19 protein-coding genes are annotated in these 16,009 nt (G+C 70.9%); 7 read left to right on the top strand and 12 right to left on the bottom strand.

The window, feature by feature from the left end; genetic code table 11:
• Position 1 precedes the first annotated feature (1 nt).
• The gene (locus IM777_RS11625; protein ID WP_194383465.1) at positions 2–787 is read left to right on the top strand and encodes an SDR family oxidoreductase; all 786 of its coding nucleotides are present in this window, start codon (positions 2–4) and stop codon (positions 785–787) included.
• Here the strand turns inward: IM777_RS11625 and IM777_RS11620 are convergent, their stop codons facing one another.
• Positions 788–2,272: an MFS transporter gene (locus tag IM777_RS11620; protein WP_194383464.1), complete on the bottom strand. Its 1,485-nt coding sequence runs from the start codon at positions 2,270–2,272 to the stop codon at positions 788–790. It abuts the gene before it with no gap.
• Positions 2,273–2,345: 73 nt separating this feature from the next.
• On the opposite strand from IM777_RS11620, the gene IM777_RS11615 reads away from it, so the two are divergent.
• Genes IM777_RS11615 through IM777_RS11605 form a run of 3 tightly spaced genes read left to right on the top strand, consistent with a single transcriptional unit; the run spans position 2,346 to position 4,158 of the window.
• Positions 2,346–2,831, top strand: a complete 486-nt coding sequence (locus tag IM777_RS11615) for a phosphoribosyltransferase (protein ID WP_071045346.1) — start codon at positions 2,346–2,348, stop codon at positions 2,829–2,831.
• 1 nt (position 2,832) lies between these two features.
• Positions 2,833–3,531, top strand: coding sequence for a uracil-DNA glycosylase (locus tag IM777_RS11610; protein WP_194383463.1), 699 nt, complete (start codon positions 2,833–2,835; stop codon positions 3,529–3,531).
• 9 nt (positions 3,532–3,540) lie between these two features.
• Positions 3,541–4,158 (top strand): GNAT family N-acetyltransferase, encoded by a 618-nt coding sequence (locus IM777_RS11605; protein ID WP_071045344.1) that lies wholly within the window; start codon positions 3,541–3,543, stop codon positions 4,156–4,158.
• 6 nt (positions 4,159–4,164) lie between these two features.
• Here the strand turns inward: IM777_RS11605 and IM777_RS11600 are convergent, their stop codons facing one another.
• From IM777_RS11600 to IM777_RS11565, 8 genes are all read right to left on the bottom strand, one after another.
• Positions 4,165–4,500 (bottom strand): protealysin inhibitor emfourin, encoded by a 336-nt coding sequence (locus IM777_RS11600; RefSeq protein ID WP_194383462.1) that lies wholly within the window; start codon positions 4,498–4,500, stop codon positions 4,165–4,167.
• Positions 4,484–5,554, bottom strand: coding sequence for a M4 family metallopeptidase (locus tag IM777_RS11595; RefSeq protein ID WP_194383461.1), 1,071 nt, complete (start codon positions 5,552–5,554; stop codon positions 4,484–4,486). The genes IM777_RS11600 and IM777_RS11595 overlap by 17 nt, the downstream gene beginning before the upstream one ends.
• A 39-nt stretch (positions 5,555–5,593) precedes the next feature.
• On the bottom strand, positions 5,594–6,394 hold the full coding sequence (locus IM777_RS11590; protein WP_194383460.1) for an ABC transporter ATP-binding protein: 801 nt from the start codon (positions 6,392–6,394) through the stop codon (positions 5,594–5,596).
• On the bottom strand, positions 6,391–7,179 hold the full coding sequence (locus IM777_RS11585) for an ABC transporter ATP-binding protein (RefSeq protein ID WP_194383459.1): 789 nt from the start codon (positions 7,177–7,179) through the stop codon (positions 6,391–6,393). The genes IM777_RS11590 and IM777_RS11585 overlap by 4 nt, the downstream gene beginning before the upstream one ends.
• Positions 7,176–8,072: an ABC transporter permease gene (locus IM777_RS11580; protein ID WP_194383458.1), complete on the bottom strand. Its 897-nt coding sequence runs from the start codon at positions 8,070–8,072 to the stop codon at positions 7,176–7,178. The genes IM777_RS11585 and IM777_RS11580 overlap by 4 nt, the downstream gene beginning before the upstream one ends.
• The gene (locus IM777_RS11575; RefSeq protein WP_194383457.1) at positions 8,069–9,019 is read right to left on the bottom strand and encodes an ABC transporter permease; all 951 of its coding nucleotides are present in this window, start codon (positions 9,017–9,019) and stop codon (positions 8,069–8,071) included. The genes IM777_RS11580 and IM777_RS11575 overlap by 4 nt, the downstream gene beginning before the upstream one ends.
• Positions 9,016–10,530 (bottom strand): ABC transporter substrate-binding protein, encoded by a 1,515-nt coding sequence (locus IM777_RS11570; protein WP_194383456.1) that lies wholly within the window; start codon positions 10,528–10,530, stop codon positions 9,016–9,018. Before IM777_RS11570 ends, IM777_RS11575 begins: the two co-directional genes overlap by 4 nt.
• Before the next feature lie 200 nt (positions 10,531–10,730).
• On the bottom strand, positions 10,731–11,690 hold the full coding sequence (locus tag IM777_RS11565) for an alpha/beta fold hydrolase (RefSeq protein WP_194385536.1): 960 nt from the start codon (positions 11,688–11,690) through the stop codon (positions 10,731–10,733).
• Positions 11,691–11,716: 26 nt separating this feature from the next.
• Here IM777_RS11565 and IM777_RS11560 point away from each other — a divergent pair, with 26 nt between their 5' ends.
• From IM777_RS11560 to IM777_RS11550, 3 genes are read left to right on the top strand one after another with little or no spacing between them, the layout of a single operon-like run.
• Complete coding sequence (locus IM777_RS11560) at positions 11,717–12,190, top strand: carboxymuconolactone decarboxylase family protein (RefSeq protein WP_194383455.1); 474 nt, start codon at positions 11,717–11,719, stop codon at positions 12,188–12,190.
• Complete coding sequence (locus IM777_RS11555; RefSeq protein WP_228480779.1) at positions 12,187–12,945, top strand: tyrosine-protein phosphatase; 759 nt, start codon at positions 12,187–12,189, stop codon at positions 12,943–12,945. Before IM777_RS11560 ends, IM777_RS11555 begins: the two co-directional genes overlap by 4 nt.
• A gap of 58 nt (positions 12,946–13,003) precedes the next feature.
• On the top strand, positions 13,004–13,477 hold the full coding sequence (locus IM777_RS11550) for an SIP domain-containing protein (protein ID WP_194383454.1): 474 nt from the start codon (positions 13,004–13,006) through the stop codon (positions 13,475–13,477).
• A gap of 4 nt (positions 13,478–13,481) precedes the next feature.
• Here the strand turns inward: IM777_RS11550 and IM777_RS11545 are convergent, their stop codons facing one another.
• The 3 genes from IM777_RS11545 to IM777_RS11535 form a co-directional block, all read right to left on the bottom strand.
• Complete coding sequence (locus tag IM777_RS11545) at positions 13,482–13,892, bottom strand: Fe-S oxidoreductase (RefSeq protein WP_194383453.1); 411 nt, start codon at positions 13,890–13,892, stop codon at positions 13,482–13,484.
• Positions 13,889–14,704 carry an arginase family protein gene (locus IM777_RS11540; protein ID WP_194383452.1) on the bottom strand — a complete coding sequence of 272 codons (816 nt, stop codon included), beginning with the start codon at positions 14,702–14,704 and terminating at the stop codon, positions 13,889–13,891. The genes IM777_RS11545 and IM777_RS11540 overlap by 4 nt, the downstream gene beginning before the upstream one ends.
• Before the next feature lie 493 nt (positions 14,705–15,197).
• Positions 15,198–15,935 carry a PspA/IM30 family protein gene (locus IM777_RS11535; RefSeq protein WP_071045332.1) on the bottom strand — a complete coding sequence of 246 codons (738 nt, stop codon included), beginning with the start codon at positions 15,933–15,935 and terminating at the stop codon, positions 15,198–15,200.
• Positions 15,936–16,009: the final 74 nt, after the last annotated feature.

Genomic DNA, 16,009 nt, shown 5'->3' with positions numbered 1-16,009 from the left:
CATGACCAGGCGTGCAGTGGTGACCGGTGCCAGCTCGGGGATCGGGGAGGCGACAGCCCGGGCGCTGCGCTCGGCGGGCTGGGACGTCGTCGCCGTGGCCCGCCGCGCCGAGCGGCTGGAGGCGCTCGAGGCGGAGATCGGCGCCACGGCGTTCGCGGCCGACCTCACCCGCGAGACCGACGTCGCGGCGCTCGCGTCGTTCCTGGCCACCTCCGGGCACGTGCACGCCCTCGTGCACGTGGCGGGTGGCGCGCGCGGCACCGACCGCGTCGAAGACGGCTCACCCGACGACTGGCGATGGATGTTCGAGGCGAACGTCATGTCGGCGCAGCGTCTGATCGCGCGGCTGCTTCCCCTCCTGCGGGAGGCTGCCGACACCTCCGGTCACGCGGACACCCTGTTCGTCACGTCGACCGCCGCGCAGACCGCGTATGCGGGCGGTGGCGGGTACAACGCCGCGAAGGCAGGAGAGTCGATGCTCGTGCACGCCCTCCGGCTGGAGCTGAACGGAGAGCCGATCCGCGTCGTGGAGGTCGCACCCGGCATGGTCTACACCGAGGAGTTCACGCTGAACCGGCTCGGCGGCGACCAGCTGGCGACCGACCGCGTCTACGAGGGTGTCGAAGCCCCGCTGGTGGCCGATGACGTCGCCGACGTCATCGCCTACGCGCTCGGCACGCCCGGGAACGTGAACCTGGACCTGATCACCATGCGACCGGTGGCGCAGTCCGCGCAGCACCTGCTGGCGCGCGGCCCGCTCCGGGTGCGTCCGCCCGCCGACGCCTGATCAGATGATCTGCGACTCGCCCGCGACCGCGTCGGCGGACTCGGGCACTTCGTCGGCGAAGGCGACCTTGGGCACGAAGAACAGCAGCACCGCGGCCAGGAGGCCGCCACCGGCGCAGATCCCCCACACCGTCATGTAACCGCCGAGCGAGGCCGCGGTGGAGCTCGCAGCCGCCCCGACCCCCGCGGCGAGCACGACGCCGAAGACGGCCGAGGCGAAGGTGCCGCCGATGGTCTTGGTGGTGTTGGTCAGGGCGGATGCGACGCCGGTCTGACCTCGGGGAGCTGCCGCGGCGGCTGCGGCGGGCATCGCGGCGACGAGGGCGCCCGATCCGATGCCGGCGATCACCATGTTCATCAGCACCTGCCACAGCTCGACGTGGAGCGGGATGAACAGCAGGTACCCGACGCCCACGAGCGCGGATGCGCCGATGAGGACGATCCGGGGGCTCGCACGCCGGGAGGTGACAGCGAAGAGCACTGCGCCGACGATCAGCGAGACGAGATACACCCCGATGAGGTTCGAGCGCGCGGTGGCGTCGAGTCCGAGTCCGTACCCGAGCGCGCTGTCCGTGCCGGCGTACGTTGAGAGCGGACCCTGGGCGCCGAGCAGACTGATGCCGATCAGGAAGGCCGTGACCTGCACGGGCCACATCTCCGGGCGGCGGAAGACGCGGATGTCGATGGCGGGATCGCTCTGGCGCAGTTCGAAGCGCACGAAGAGCACGAGTGCGGCGACGCCCGCGGCCAGCAGCACCCAGGTCCAGACGAAGGACGGGCCGCTGAGGCGGAGGAACGTGAGCGAACCGGTGACGAGCAGCAGTCCGATGGTGAGGATGACGAAGCCGAGCGTGTCGAGTCGGCGTCCGGGAAGCGGCTCGGACTCGGGTACGCCGAACAGGATCACGAAGAAGCATGCGGTGACCGCCACGGCCGGGATCATGAGGGTGACGGTGAGGTTCTCGGCGGTGGCGGCGAAGATGCGCCCGGCGGCCAGGGCACCGAGGATCGCGCCGGCCTGCAGGCCCACGACGAGCAGGCCGGCGGCGCGGCGGGTCGCGGAGACGCCGTGTCGCGCGCGGCGGCCGCGTTCGAAGATCAGGGCCACTTCCAGGGGCAGCCAGACCACATAGAAGCCCTGGAGGGCCCAGGCGATCAGGAAGACCCAGAAGTTGTCGGCGAAGGCGACCCACCACGTCGCGCCCGCGGTGAGCACGGTCGCGATCAGGAGCACCTTCTTGTGCCCGTACATGTCGCCGAGCTTGGCGAGCACGGGCACGACGATCGACGACAGCAGCAGCTGGGCCGCCTCGAACCAGTTGACGTCGGCGTCGGTGATGCCCAGGTGCAGGACGATGTCGCTGAAGAGGGGCACGTAGTACCCCTGCAGGATGCCGCTGGTGATCTCGACGAGGATCAACCAGCCGATGAGGCCGGCCGTGATGCCGAGCGCTGATCGGCGGAGCACGGGAGTCGGGTCGGGCACGGGGCGAGACTACACCTCGCTCCAGCCGCGCGACGGCGGGCCATAGGCTGGAGACTCCAGGAAGGGAGAACCGTTGGAGATCGAGCGCGAGACGTTGTCGTGGGACGGATTCGGAGAGGCGTGCCGGGACCTCAGTCGTCGCATCGTCGCGGACGGCTTCGTGCCGGAGGTCGTCGTCGCCATCGCACGCGGCGGGCTGCTGCCCGCCGGGGCGATCGCCTATGGGCTCGGGGTGAAGAACTGCGGGGCGATCAACGTCGAGTTCTACACCGGCATCGGCACCGTTCTGGATGCACCCGAGGTGCTGCCTCCGGAACTGGACATGGCCTATCTCGCGGAACGCCGCGTGCTGCTGGTCGACGACGTCGCCGACAGCGGCCGCACGCTCGCGCTCGCGGTCGACCTGCTCGCGACGCAGGGTGCCGACGTGCGGTCGGTGACGATCTACACCAAGCCCTCCACCGTCATCCAGCCCGACTATGCGTGGAAGGACACCGCGCTGTGGATCGACTTCCCGTGGTCGGCCCAGGGTTCGGTGATCGAGGAAGACGCGGCTTGACGTGCCACGGACGCTCGACGAACTCGCCGCCGACGGCCTGATCGACGAGGGTTGGGCGCAGGCCCTGGCTCCCGTCGCCGCCGACATCGCCCGACTCGGCGACCGGCTGCGCGCCGAGACCGCGGCGGGGCGCTCGTACCTGCCGGCCGGGGATCACGTGCTCCGCGCGTTCTCCCGGCCGCTCCAGGACGTGAAGGTGCTGATCGTCGGGCAGGACCCGTACCCGACGCCGGGTCACCCGATCGGACTGTCGTTCGCCGTGGACGCGCACGTGCGCCCGCTGCCGCGAAGCCTCGCCAACATCTACCGCGAGCGGCACGACGACCTCGGCATCCCGCCCAGCGAGCACGGTGATCTCACGGCGTGGAGCGACCAGGGCGTGATACTGCTGAATCGCGTGCTGACCGTCGCGCCCGGGGCGCCGGGTTCCCACCGCGGCTGGGGATGGGAGAAGGTCACCGAGCATGCCATCCGCGCCCTCGTCGACCGGCATGCGCCGCTGGTGGCGATCCTGTGGGGGCGCGATGCGGCCACCGTGCGGCCGCTGCTCGGCGACACACCCGTGGTGGCCTCTGCGCATCCCTCTCCGCTGTCGGCCAGCCGGGGATTCTTCGGATCGCGACCGTTCTCCCGCACGAACGAGCTCCTGCGGGAGGTCGGTGCCGATCCAATCGACTGGCGCCTGGCCGAACGCGCGTAGGCTGGCCGCATGCTGGAGGAGGAATACGACAAGAGCCGTCGTTCGCTGCCGCGCCACCTGCGGCGCCGCGCCGACCGCGAGCGTCCCTTCAGCTTCGAGATCCGGCCCGCGCGCGAGGCCGACATCCCCGACATCCGCGAGATCTACAACTACTACGTCACGAACTCCGTGGTCACCTTCGACGAGAAGCGGTGGACGCTCGGCCAGTGGCGGGAGAAGTACGACCACCTGACCAAACTCGGTCTTCCGTTCCTCGTGGCCGAGTCGCCGTCGGGGCAGGTGCTCGGATACGCGCTGGTCGCGCCCTGGTCGGGCAAGTCCTCCTTCCGCTACACCGTCGAGAACTCCATCTACCTCGGCCAGGCCGCAGCCGGGAAGGGTCTCGGACGCGCGCTGCTGGAAGCCCTGATCGCCGCGTGCGAGGAGCAGGGCATCCGAGAGATCGTCGCCGTCATCAGCGACAAGGGGGCGGAGGCCTCGATCGCGCTGCACGAGAAGCTCGGCTTCGAAGAGGTGGGGCGCATGGGGCGCGTCGGTTTCAAGTTCGGCCGCTGGCTCGGCACGGTCTACCTGCAGAAATCGCTCAAGCCCCGCAAGAAGGCCAAGCGCGGCCTGTTCTCACGCTGACCGCGCTCACGCGCTGCCGCCGGCGTTCCTCACGGCCTCGATGAGGTCGCGCCACGGTCCGAGGACCGCTCGGTCGGGCAGCGCGGCATGCCGCTCGTCGTCGGTATCCCACCGAACGGTGACCTGCCAGGCGAAGCGATCGGCACCCGACGGCTCCTCGGGGGGAACCTCGTGCCACGGACACCGGGCGACGAGATCGGTCAGGCGTCCGTCGTCGGGTGCGGGATGCGCGGCCCACTGGCGCGGAACGCCCGCGATTCCGCCGGTTCGTCGCACCACGACGGCGACGAGATGCGGCGCGGTCGCATCGCTTGCCGTTTCGGGCTCATCCGGTGCTGCCATCGATCACACCGACGCCGGACCAGGCCGAACGCACGGCATCGGTTTCCTCCGAGACCTCACCGTACACCGCGGCGGCGGTGGCGATCGTGGCGCGTGCGAAGGTGACGAAATCGCACGTTCGGGGGAGGACGCGGGAGACGAGGGTGTCGTACCAGATGCGGCCCGCGCGCTCCCACGCCCATCCGCCGAGTGCGGTCGCGACGAGGTGGAACGCCTTGTTGGGGATGCCGGAGTTGATGTGCACGCCGCCGTTGTCGTCGGCGGTGACGACGAAGTCGCGCATGTGCGCGGGCTGGGGATCGCGACCGAGCACATCGTCGTCGTAGGCGGTGCCGGGCTGCGCGAGCGAGCGCAGCGCCATCCCCTGCACCTGCTCGGTGAAGATCTCGGCGCCGATGAGCCAGCTCGCCTCCCGCGCGGTCTGGCCGCGGGCGTGCTGCTCGGTGAGCACCCCGAACACGTCGGAGAGGGACTCGTTGAGAGCACCCGACTGACCGACGTAGTCCAGCCCGCCCTCGTCTTCGGTGACGCCGTGCGCGAGTTCGTGGGCGATGACGGACAGGGAGCCCGTGAAGCCTCGGAACACCTCGCCGTCGCCGTCACCGAAGACCATGCGCTCGCCGTTCCAGAACGCGTTGTCGTAGGCACGGCCGTAGTGCACGCTCGCCAGGAGCCTGCCGCCCCCGGCATCGATGCCGGCTCGGCCGTAGACGTCGCGGAAGAACGACGCCGTGGCGCCCAGCCCGTCGTAGGCCTCGTCGACGACGGCGTCGGCCGTCGGCGGTTCGCCCTCCCGTCGCACCACGACGCCGGGGAGCTCCTCGCGGTGCTGCGCGTCGGCGATCTCGCGTGCGGCCGCCGGAGTCGACGAGACAGCTGAGCGGATGTGCGGGTCAGCCGCGGGAGCCGGCCGGTACTCCCGGTGCACCTCGAGGGTCACGCGTGCGGCGTGGGCTGCCCGCTCCCATCGCGTCTCGGGCACGGCGGCGATGCGGGCGAGGAGATACGGCGGGACGATCCCCGGCGCGGACGGGACACGGCGATCTGCGGGCATGTCCCGAGGTTAGGGCGATGCTCCGACACGCGGAAGCGATCAGGATCGCGGTGGCTCGATCGTGGGGATGGAAGCCAGCAGCCGCCGTGTGTACGCCACCTGCGGTTGAAGAAGCACCTTCTCGGTGGGTCCCTCTTCGACGACCCGGCCGTCCTTCATCACGATCACGTCGGTGCAGAGGTTCTGCACGACGCCGATGTCGTGGGAGACCATCACGAGGGTGAATCCCTCGTCGCGACGGAGGTCGTCGATCAGGCGCAGGATCTGCGCGCGTACCGTGACGTCGAGGGCGCTCATCGGCTCGTCGCCCACGAGCACGCGGGGTCGGTGCACGATCGCACGCGCCAGCGCGATCCGCTGGCGCTGTCCGCCGGAGAACTCGTGGGGATATCGCGCGGCCATGGCCGGGTCGAGCCCCACCCGTTCCAGCGTCTGGCGCACCCGCGCACGCCGGTCGCCGTCGATCCCGAGAGCGAACAGCGGTTCGGCGACGATCCGCCCGACGCTCATCCGCGGGTCGAGGGAGCCATAGGGATCCTGGAACACGATGCCGGTCTGCCGGCGCAGCCAATGCAGCTGCCGCGCGCGCTCTCGGGCGTCGACCCGGCGGCCGTCGAACTCGACGGTTCCCGCGGTGGGGGCGTCGAGGCCGAGAAGCACGCGCACCAGGGTGGATTTCCCCGAGCCCGACTCGCCGATGATGCCCACGCGAGCTCCGGCGTCGATGTCGATGTCGACGTCGTCGAGGGCGGTCGTCCAGGTGGGCGCGGCGAAGGGTGCCGGGCGCGGTCCGCGAAAGCGGCGCACGAGCCCGCGGGCACGGAAGGTCGGAGCGGTCATGCGCCCGCTCCCGGGCGCCACAGGGTGGCGGTGGCATCGCGCAGCAGGCCCTGCGTGACCGCCGAGACCGGGCGGGAGAGCAGGTCGGCCACCGGTGCCGATTCGACGACGCGCCCGCGCTCGAGAACGACGCCGTAGCTCGCGATCTGCGCGAGGACAGCGAGGTCGTGGGTGATGAACACGAGCGACATGCCGTCGTGATCCACGAGAGAGAGCAGCAGGTCGAGGATCTCGGCCTGGATGGTGACATCCAGCGCCGTCGTGGGTTCGTCGGCGATGAGCAGTGCGGGACGGCCGGCGAGGGCCATGGCGATCGCGGCGCGCTGCCGCTGGCCGCCGGACAGCTGGTGCGGGTACCGGGAGACGATGCCCTCCGGATCCGCCAACGACACGCGTCGTGCTTCGTCCACCGCGCGCGCGGCCGCGGCGCGTCGAGAGAGGCCTTCATGGATGCGCGCGGGCTCGCCGATCTGTCGCCCGATCGTGCGGATCGGATTCAGCGCCGTGCGCGGCTCCTGGAACACGATGCCGATCTCGTCGCCCCGCAGGCGCGCGAGCTCGCGATCGGGCATCCCGAGGATCTCTTCGCCCTTCCACCGCACGCTGCCGCTCGCGACGGCCCCCTCCGGCAGCAGCCCGAGGATCGCCAGTGCCGTGAGGGACTTGCCGGACCCGGACTCGCCGATCAGCCCCAGCCGCGCCCCGGCGGGCACGTCGAAGCTCACGTCGTCGACGACGCGGTGCCCGTCGATCTCGATCTGCAGGCCGGTGACCTCGAGGCTCATGCGACCACCTCCGGCACATGGGAGCGCGCTTCGCGCGCAGCGCCGCCGCGTCGGGCGAGCGTCGGGTCGGTGGCCTCGCGCAGGGCGTCGCCGAGCAGATTGAGCCCGAGCACCGTGATCGTGATCGCCAGCCCCGGCCACACGACCGAGAGCGGATACACCGTGATGTAGCTCTGCAGCTCGGCCAGGAGCAGGCCCCAACTGGGTTCGGTGACCGGCGCACCGAACCCGAGGTACGACAGGCCCGCCTCGGCGAGCACCGCCACCGCCATCGCCCACGACAGCTGCACGATGAACACGGGGGCGACGTTGGGGAGCAGATGGATGCCGAGGTTCTGCAGCGGTGTGAGCCCTGCGGCACGGCCGGCGAGCACGAAGTCGCTGTGCAGCACGCGACGCAGTTCCGGACGGGTGACCCGGGCGACGTTGACGCCGAATCCGATCCCGACAGACCACACGACCACCGCGAGCGACCCGCCCCAGACCGAGGAGATCATCATCGCGATCAGCAGCACCGGGAAGGCGATCATGACGTCGACGAGAACCGCGGTGGACTCGCGGATCCACCGGGCGGTGAGGGCCCCGAGCGCCGCGAGGGCGATGCCGATCACGGTCGCGATCACGCCCGCCCCGACCGCGACGACGACGGTGGTGCGTGCTCCGGCCATGATGAGGCTCAGGATGTCGCGGCCGGAAGCGTCGGTGCCGAGCACGTGGGGCCATCCCGGAGCTGCCCAACGCCCGGGGATGTCGACCTGCTGCGGATCGAACGGGGTCCAGAACAGCGATACCGCGGCCGTCGCGACGACCGCGGCCGCCACGACCAGCCCGAAGCGTCCGGTCGACAGTGCCCACAGGCGGGCGAGCGCGCCGCGTCGGGTCGGGGAGGTCACGCCGCCTCCCGCTGTCGCGGGTCGATCGACCGATGCAGCAGGTCGACGAGGAACCCGACGATGAGCACGAACCCGGTGAGGGCGAGCAGCTCGCCCTGCACCATCGGCAGATTGCGATTCTGCACGTCGTCGACGAGCATCCGGCCGATGCCCGGCAGCGAGAACAGCTCCTCGATGACGACCGCGCCGACGATGATGCCGGCGACCTGGAGGCCGAGGACCGAGATCACCGACAGGCCCACGTTGGGCAGACCGTGCCGGAGGAGAGCGTGCGTGCGGGTGAGCCCTTTCGCCGCGGCGGTGCGGACGTAGTCCTGTCCGACCGCCTGCAGCGTCGCCGAGCGCACGAATCGCATCAGCATGGCGCCCTCGACGGCGCCGATCGTCAGTGCCGGCAGCAGGAGCGCGCGCAGCGCGGCGGCCGGGTCGGCCCACCCCGCGCGAGGGAAGCCCTGGGCCGGCAGCCATCCGAGCCAGACGGCGAAGACGACGACCAGCATCATTCCCGCCCACACGACGGGGACCGCAGCGATGGTCTGGGCGCCCACGGTCAGGCCCGTGCCGAGGGCGCGACCGCGCTGCAGCGCCGACAGCACGCCCAGGGGAGCGCTGATGAGCAGGGCGAAGGCCATGGCCAGGATCCCGAGCGGGACCGTGACGCGCGCCTTCTCCGCCAGTTCCGTGACGACCGGCGTGCCGGTCAGCAGCGACGAGCCGAGGTCGCCGCGGAACACGCCGCCGATCCAGTCCAGGTACTGGGCGGGAAGCGGGGCATCCAGGCCGAGGCTCGCGCGGATGGCGGTGACCTGTTCGGGGGTCGCGTTCTGCCCGGCGATCACCTGCGCGATGTCACCGGGCAGCACGCGCAGCGTGAGGAAGATCACCACGCTGGCCACGAACAGCCCGAGCAGCAGCAGGGCCAGCCGTGTCAGCGCGTAGCGGATCACCCGTCGCTCTTGGTGATCTCTGCGAGTCCCAGGCGCTCGTTGACGTTCGTCGAGGGCATGTTCGAGATGTTAGTCCCCACCGCGAGCACCGAGGCGCCGTTGTACAGCCAGTCCGCCGCCGCATCCTCCGACACGATGCGCGCCGCCTCGGCGAGCAGCGCCTCGGCTTCGGCGGGGTCCGTTGCTGCGACCGACTGCGCGTACAGGTCCTGCACCTCGGGGTTGTCGTAGGTGAAGTAGTAGTCGGGGTTCGCCCAGTTCTCGAAGTCGTGCGCCTCGGTGTGCAGCACGAAGCTGAGCTCGTAGTCCTTGTTCGTGTACACGTCGTTGAGCCAGGTCGGGAAATCGACCGACTCGACCTCGAGCGTGATGCCGACCTCGTTGAGGTTCGACACGAGGATCTGCGGGATCGTCGTCGGGTAGAAGTTCGGAATGGTGAGGGTCAGTTCGAGATCCTCCGCGTCGGCCTCGGCGAGCAGCTCCCGAGCCGCCTCGGGGTCGTACGGCGCCACGTCGGACAGGTCTTCGTGGCCGGGGTCGAGCGGCGGGATGGGACCGTACAGCGTCTGGCCGGACTGGGCCGCCTCGATGAACGCCTCGTGGTCGATCGCCTGGCGGATCGCCTGGCGCACGCGCTGGTCGGCCAAGGGGCTGCCCTCGGTCTGGTTGAACGCGAGCGTGCCCTTGTCGGTCGACTCGCCGAGCACCAGCTCGAAGTCGCCTCCCTCTTCGACCTGATCGCCGAGGGTGGCGTCGAACCCGGTGAGCACGTCGACCTCGCCGGCGAGAGCGGCGTTGAGCGCGGCCTGATTGTCGGGGATGTAGTCGAACACGACCTCTGCGACGCCCGCGGGTTCTCCCCAGTAGGTCTCGTTGCGCACGAAGGTGATGCTGTCGCCCTGCAGCCAGTCGTCGAGGACGAACGGGCCGGTGCCGTTGGCGTCGGTCTGGTAGTCGACCTCGTCGCCCTCCTTCAGCACGATCCCGGCGCGTCCGGTGAGATTCCACAGCAGCGTCGAGTCCGGCTCGGACAGTGTGAGGGTGATCGTCTGGCCGTCGGCAGTGATGGATTCGACGTTCGCCAGGCGCGATGAGTCGCGCCACTCCGGGGTGTCGCGACGGGTCTCGAGAGACCAGACGACGTCGTCGGGCGTCAGCTCCTGTCCATCGTGGAAGGTGACACCCTCCCGCAGCTCGAACGTGTACGTCAGACCGTCCTCGGAGACCTCGTAGTCGCTGGCGAGGGACGGCACGATCTCCTGGTCGGCGGTTCGGGCGACCAGGCCCTGGTAGACGTTGTCGATCAGGATCTGGTCGAGAGCGGCCCCCGCGGTCTGGCGGATGTCGAGATTCCCCGGCTCCAGCACGAGGCGGATGACGACGGAGGCGTCGGGGTCGGCAGCGGCCGAGCTCGTCGGAGCCGGCTCATCGGAGCCGCCGGTGCAGGCGGTGAGCACGAGGGCGCCGGCGACGAGCAGCGCACCGGCAGCGCGCAGGGGACGACGGGGCATGGTGGTCCTTTCGGGGGCATCCGCGGCGAGGTCGCCGGTTGCGAGCGACCGCGGTGGACACGAGGATCCTCGTGCGACACAACAGCCTAGGCAACCGTCGCGCCCGGTGCACACTCGTCGCCTCGCACCGCAACAGAGTTGTTAGACGCGGTGTTGTTATGCGAGTCGCTGTGGGGCGGCGCGTCGTCCGAAGCCGCGGTTCATTCTTTGAGGTGCGCGCGCACGAGTGCGGCCAGGTCCAGCGGCGCGTCCTCCTGCACATTGTGGCCGGCGTTCAGCCGGATGACCTCCGCCGCGGGCAGCCGGGTGCGGAAGAGGTCGGCGTCGGCGTCCGTGACGAATCCTCGGCTCGCCTGGATGAGCGTGATCGGGGCGGTCACCGCGCCGAGATCCTCCCATCCCGACGCGCCCAGCACCGCGCTCAGGGCATCCTGGCGGGCGGCGATCTCCCGCGCAGCCTCGGGATCTGAGGCGGCGGCGGACGCGAGGTGCGCGAAGTGGTGCTTCCACTCCACACGCCCGTCCTCACGCACCCGGGAATTGAAGAACACGCCCCGCGCGACCTTCTCACGGGATCCGCCCCCGAGGCCGAACGACAGCGCGCGGTCGACGAGCTCGTCCCGGGAGGCCCAGTCGGTCGGCCCGGCGAAGAACGCGCGCAGCTCCGACGGGCCGCCGTCCGGATCCACACCCGGCGTGATGTCGACGATGAGCAGGTCGCGCACCAGGTCGGGGTGCGAGGCCGCCAGCGCCGCGGCGGTCAGACCGCCGAGCGAATGGCCCACCACCAGCTGCGGCCGGTCGGTCCAGCGCTCGAGAGCCGTCGCCACGTCGGGGGCGAGTACGCGGGCGACATACGCGGCGTCATCTCGCCAGGATGAGTCGCCGTGCCCGGGCAGGTCGATCGCCAGCGCCGGGATGCCGGCCGCGAGCACCACCGTGTCCCACGTGTGGGCGTTCAGGCCCGCGCCGTGCAGGAAGGTCACGGCCGGCCCCGGCTCGGCGTCCTCCCATCCGAAGGCCAGCGCCGACAGCGTCCGGCCGTCGGCGAGGTCAAGCCGCACGCGCTCACCGTGGGGAAGCGGGCCGGAGATCCCGGCTTCGGCGGACTGGGCGGGCAGGAACGAGAACTCGTCGGCGGGGTCGCTCACGCGCTCCATCATGCACCCCGGGATACCCTGGGCGCATGAGCGAAGAGCGCCGCGTGCACCTGTCCCGATCGGCGCCGCAGGCGTATCAGAAGCTCGCGGCGTTCTCGAAGTCGGTGGGCGAGCTCACGCGCGAGTCGGGGGTCGACGCGCGCCTGGCCGAGATCGTGCAGATCCATGTGTCGCAGCGCAACGGATGCGCCTACTGCGTGCGTGTCCACGTGGACAGGGCGCTGGGGGTCGGGATCGATGCGGACACGATCGCTCAGATCGCCACGTGGCGGGAGTCGGGGGTGTTCTCGGAGCGGGAGCGGGCGGCGCTCGAGCTCGCCGAGTCGCACGTGTACATCCACGACGGCGGCGTCTCCGACGCGGTGTACGACCGCGTGGGCGGGGTGCTCTCCGAAGAGGAGTACGTCGCGCTCAGCTGGCTGCTGGTGTCGATCAACGCTTTCAACCGCGTCGCCATCGCCGGGCGCTACCCGGTGCCGCCGCGAGGTGACGAGGGGTGAGCGGCGCATCCGCCGGCCCCGGTGCATCCGGGGTCCCCGCACTGCCGGATGTTCCCGGCGCCGTCAACCTGCGCGATGTCGGCGGCCTGCGCGCCGGCGACGGGGTGACGCGATCCGGCGTGCTCTTCCGCTCGGGCAACCTGGCCCGAATCGACGGTGCCGGGGTGACGGCGTTCGGAGCCCTCGGCATTCGACGGATCATCGACCTGCGCGATGACGACGAGGTCGCCCAGGCGCCGAGTCCCGTCGGCTCGCCGGACGTTCACACGCTGCGCGTGCCGCTGTTCCTCGGCTCGGTCGAGTCCTTCTTCGCCCGCGACGTCTCGCTCGCCGAGCTGTACCGACTGCTGGTCGAGGACTCGGCGGACCGGGTCGTCGAGGTCGTGCGCGGCATCGTCACGCAGCAGCCCGTTCTCGTCCACTGCACCGTGGGCAAGGACCGCACCGGCGTGACGGTCGCGCTCGCGCTCGCCGCCGCGGATGTCGAGCGCGACGACGTCGTCGCCGACTACGCGCGCACCGAGGCGCTGCTGCCGGAGTGGCGCAGCACGTCGGTGGTCGCGCACCTGCGGCGGCTGCATCCGCACGCGCGCCACCTCGAGGATCTCGCCGCGAAGTCGCCGGCGTCGGTCATGGCGGACCTCCTCGCCGACATCGACCGCCGCTACGGATCGGCGGGGGACTACCTGCGTGCTCACGGCATGACCGATGACGAGGTGCGCGAGGTGAAGCGCGTCCTGGTCACGGCGCGATGAAGACGATCTCCGTCGAACCGGTTAGGCAAGCCTTGCCTCGGGGTATACTGGTGTCACCATGACCGCCCGCATCGCCTCCACCGAGCACGGCGCCGCCGCGTGCCGTACGCCCCGGCACTCCCGCGTGCAGCACCTCATCGCCGCCGATGAGGCGTCGCTGACCGAACTCGAGGTCGTCCTGGCCGGGCTTCCGATCTGTTCGACGGGTCGCGTGTTCATCGAGGTTCCGGACGAATCGTGGATCGGCACGGTGAGCGCCCCCGCCCGCATGACGGTCACGTGGCTGGCGCGGGCGCGCAGATCCGGGGAACCCGGCACCGGGCGTTCCTGCGCTCCCGGCGCCGCAGTGCACCGCGCCGTGGTCGCGTGGGCCGACGAGATGCTCTGCGCCGACGCCGACGACACCCGCATCATCCTTCTGGGCGGTTACCTCGGCACCGCCGACATCGTGGACCACCTCACCGAGGTGCGCGGCATCCCGGCCGCGTCCATCCGCACCCCCGAGCGCTTCGGCCTCGCCACCGCTCGCTGAGTCGTCACCGACGGCGGCGCCGCACGTATCGTCCGTCGGCGAGGCCGGCATCGATCTCGAATCGATTGCGGAGCGGGTCGCGACCTTCGAGGATGTACAGCACGGGCATCAGGAAGCCGAATCGACGCCACTGCCTCGCGTGCACGCTCTCGTGCCGCACGATGCCGGCATCCACCGGCAGGGACCCGGTCAGGTAGCAGGCGCCCATGCACACTCCACCGCGCGGAAACGTCCACGTGGGCATCCCCCGGAAGACCCACAGCTCGCCCCGACGCTCGATCGGGCCGGTGCTCCAGAGGAAGCCCCACAGCATCCCGACGGCGGTGCCGTACGCGTACCCGACCGCGCTCACGGGCGAATCGAGCAGGAACGACGGCAGACGCCGCTCGATGCGGCGCGAGATCTGCTCGCTCACGCGAGGGCTCCGATGATGCGCAGGATCGCCCCGAGATCGTCCACGGCGGCCTCCGGCGACACCGGCGAGAATCCGGTGAGCGTCGCCCCCGCGCAGGGGAGCACCTCCCGCACCGCACGAATGGCGGCCACGACCTCCGCGACCGACGGTCCGAACGGCACGGGCTGTGAGACACCGCTCATCGCCGCGGGGTCCAGCACGTCGAGGTCGACGTGGATGTGCACGCGCGTCGCGCCCGTCGCCGCGACGGCCTCGCCGAAGCGGGCGGGCTCGGCGAACGCGTCCGGAGCCAGTGTGCGGATGGCCGAGCCCGCGAGGAAGTCGACCTCGGCGGGGTCGAGATCGCGCGAGCCGGCGAGGACGACGCGATCGGTCGTGATCGTGCCTGTCGGGAGGGCCAGCCGCGAGGGAGCGTCGCCCAGGAGGGCGCGCAGCACCATGCCGCCGAAGGCGCCGCTCGGCGACGACTCGGGCGTGTTGAGGTCAGCGTGGGCGTCGAACCAGACCAGCGCGAGGTCGGGGGAGGCGATGGCCGAGACGGCGCCGAGGGCGACGCCGCAGTCGCCGCCGACCACGATCGCCGGCTCGGAGCCGTCGGCGAGTTCGCGTTCGAGCGCTTCGCGCACGCGGACCAGCGAGCTGAGTCGGCGTACGCCGCTTCCGAGCGATTCGCCGGCCTCCAGCGGCACCTCCAGCGGTGTGCAGGAGGCCCGCGGCAGGTCACCGGCGATCGCCGCGGCCCCATCGACCAGCTGCATCGCGCGCGACGAACCAGACCCCTGCCACTGCGGCACCACCACGAAACGGCTCATCGCCACATCCTCTCGCACGTGAGATCGTCGCCGCATCCACCGCCGCAGCCGGGTCCCCGCGTGCACCGCCTCCCGATCGAACGCCACGGCCGTGCCCGAACTCTGTCGCCGTGCCGCACTCAGGCTGTGCCCGAACTCAGGCTGAGCGGGCGCGGGTGGCGGGATTCCGGCGTCTCCGGCGGGGTGGATGGACAGCCAGCCTGAGTTGGTGTCCAGCGCGGCGGCGGCACCTGCCGGCGCGGCGTCGGGGCGGCGGCGCGGCGTCGGGGCGGTGGGCGCGATTGAGTACCCGGTGTGCCCGAACTCAGGCTGAGCGTGCGCGGGTGGCGGGATTCCGGCGTCCCCGGCAGGGTGGATGGGCGGCCAGCCTGAGTTGGTGTCCAGCTCGGCGGCGGCACCTGCCGGTGTGCCGCGGTGCAGGAACCTGCCGGCGGGGCGGCGGTCCCGCCGGCATACCGAAGGCGCCCGGCCGCAGCCGAGCGCCTTCGAATGCTCAGGAGCCGATCGCGCCTTGTGACGAGCCGCCGGTCTTCAGCGCGGCCAGGCGCGCCTCGACCTCGGTGAGCTGCCCGACGTCTTCGAGCGCTTCGAACTGCGCGTCGATGCTCGAGGCGGCCAGTTCCTGCTTGCCGGCGGCGAGGGCCTCCTGGCGGCGCACCTTGTCCTCGAAGCGTCCCAGCTCGCTCGTCGGATCCAGCACATCGATGGACCGGACCGCGTCGTGGACCTTCACCTGCGCCTCGGCCGTCTTCGCGCGGGCGAGCAGCTCGCTGCGCTTGGCCTTCAGCTGCTCGAGCTTCTGCTTCATGCCGTTCAGACCGTCTTTGAGCTTGTCGACGACCTCGGTCTGCGTGGCGATGGTCGGCGCGATCGCCTTCGCCTCGTTCTCCTCGCTGATCTGGCGCTGCAGCGCGATCTTGGCGAGGTTGTCGAACTTGTCGGCATCCGCCGTGTGGCCGGACTGGCGCAGCTCGTCGGCCTTCTTGCTCGCCGCGAGGGCCTTGTTGCCCCACTCCGCGGCCGCCTGCACGTCCTCCTGGTGGTCGCGCTCCAGCAGGCGCAGGTTGCCGATGGTCTCGGCGATGGCCGACTCGGCGTCGGCGATGCTGTTCGTGTAGTCGCGCACGAGCTGGTCGAGCATCTTCTGCGGGTCTTCGGCCGAGTCGATCAGGGCGTTGACGTTCGCCTTGATGAGGGTGGAGATGCGGCCGAAGATGGACTGCTTTGCCATCACGAGGTTCCTTCCTGTCGATGGTTCTGGTCGGGATGCGGAGGGGACGGGAGTCGAGGGGCGGCGTCGGGGTC

Source organism: Microbacterium luteum, assembly GCF_015277875.1.
GTDB classification, from domain to species: domain Bacteria; phylum Actinomycetota; class Actinomycetes; order Actinomycetales; family Microbacteriaceae; genus Microbacterium; species Microbacterium luteum.
This window is presented reverse-complemented; position numbering and strand designations above follow the sequence as displayed.